The 246-nt window shown below is 62.6% G+C and carries 1 protein-coding gene; it reads left to right on the forward strand.

Annotation, left to right across the window (positions count from 1 at the left end):
- The coding region (locus tag R0J88_RS22540; protein ID WP_410901251.1) for a DPP IV N-terminal domain-containing protein at positions 1 to 246 on the forward strand (246 nt) is incomplete at both ends.

Raw genomic sequence — 246 nt, forward strand, 5'->3', positions numbered from 1 at the left:
GTGTCGTTCGAGCAGAGACGCCCGCGCATCTTCATTCAGAACATCGATACCGGCCGCCGTGAGCAGGTGACCAACTTCGAAGGCCTGAACGGCGCGCCAGCCTGGTCGCCGGACGGTTCGCGCCTGGCGTTCGTGCTGTCGAAAGACGGCAAACCGGACATCTATGTGATGAACGGGGCGTCGCGCCAGATCAGCCGGGTTACCGCAGGCCCAGGTATCAACACCGAGCCGTTCTGGGGTAAGGAT

This window comes from Pseudoalteromonas sp. SIMBA_162, assembly GCF_046535955.1.
Classification (GTDB): domain Bacteria; phylum Pseudomonadota; class Gammaproteobacteria; order Enterobacterales; family Alteromonadaceae; genus Pseudoalteromonas; species Pseudoalteromonas marina.